The organism is Dorea sp. YH-dor226, from assembly GCF_039832105.1.
Taxonomy (GTDB): Bacteria; Bacillota; Clostridia; order Lachnospirales; family Lachnospiraceae; genus Dorea_A.
In genome coordinates this window covers 1-1251 of the sequence record NZ_JBDOHS010000039.1, presented here as the reverse complement: position 1 = coordinate 1251, position 1251 = coordinate 1, and the positions used below count along the sequence as shown (strand labels likewise).

The window sequence follows — 1251 nt, the reverse complement described above, 5'->3', positions numbered from 1 at the left end:
AACTGCCTGTACTTTGTATTCATGGTCATATTTACGTGCCATTTTGAGTACCTCCTTATTCTCTTGATTCTATCATGAAATCCTTGAGAATAAGATGTCAACTTTTTTTATACCACACCATTCTGTATTACATACAGTACATGATACTGCCTGAGTTCCTGGTGTTACAGTTCCGTCTCGATTTATTTTGTAATCTTTTGTTACCGTCCACTCTCCTGGCAGGTGATCTACCATCGGGATTTCTTCCACCAAGCTTTTTTTACACCTTTTACAAGTAGTTTCCTTTTCTCCGACTGCAGTACATGTAGCTTCCTTTATTGTCGACCATGTATCTGGATCATGCCCCAGTTCCTTCCCTTTTGTTCCATGACATACAGAGCAAGTCTGTGGTTCTGTACATGTCGCATCACTCCATTTGTGTCCCAATGCTTCTCCCTCAGTTTTTCCACAAATAGTACAGATTTTCGGCTTTGTACATGTCGCATCATTCCATCTGTGATAACATGTATAGATTGCTATTACTCCTGCTATTGCTAATGAAATACCAACTAACACGACCGTTATAACTGTTTTCTTTTTTTCCTTCATTTTCTATCTCTCCTTTTCTAATTGTTAGTTTCGTTTGACAACGTGGCAATCATTTGATTTGCCTTTTCAATCAGCTCACCTATTTCTGCCTTTTCTTGTCTCAATTTCTGAACCTGCCGTTCGAGAGCTGCTTTTAGCACAACGTTTGGTGCATCAATGATGACTGTGATTTCCTTAATCGTAAATCCCAACTGCTGATAAAACTTAATTTTCGCAATTCTCAATTTGGCAGTATCATCGTAAAGTAAATATCCATACTTATTTCGCCCCGTCGCAGTCACTAGCCCCGCCTTCTCATACCCTTGAACAGTTCTTCTGGATACCTCAAGTGTTTCACAAATTTCCCGCAATGTCATACATCTATACCTTCCCTTTCTAACCTATAACTGCACGCCACGTGCAGTCAAAGACTTTTTCCGGAAGAATTGACTATATTTTCCATTCTTCCATGAAAGAAAATGTTTTTTTCGCGAAAAATCAATTGCACAAAAATAGGTATCTACATTTTATAAAAATGAATGTAAATACCTATAGCATCAAATTGCTAAATTCGGTCGAACTGACCGGCCAGCTCGGATGAGCTGACCGCGAGTTCATTTTATCTGACCACTTGTAGATCAATTTGCAGGTTACTTGGAAGGATTTCTCATATTCCTTCCGTTA

At 38.8% G+C, this 1251-nt stretch carries 2 protein-coding genes; both read right to left on the bottom strand.

Going from position 1 to position 1251, the window contains the following annotated elements; all coding sequences use genetic code 11:
- Positions 1–72 precede the first annotated feature (72 nt).
- Positions 73–588 carry a hypothetical protein gene (locus ABE547_RS14625; protein WP_347379411.1) on the bottom strand — a complete coding sequence of 172 codons (516 nt, stop codon included), beginning with the start codon at positions 586–588 and terminating at the stop codon, positions 73–75.
- A gap of 17 nt (positions 589–605) precedes the next feature.
- Positions 606–944 carry a MerR family transcriptional regulator gene (locus ABE547_RS14620; protein ID WP_347379410.1) on the bottom strand — a complete coding sequence of 113 codons (339 nt, stop codon included), beginning with the start codon at positions 942–944 and terminating at the stop codon, positions 606–608.
- Positions 945–1251: the final 307 nt, after the last annotated feature.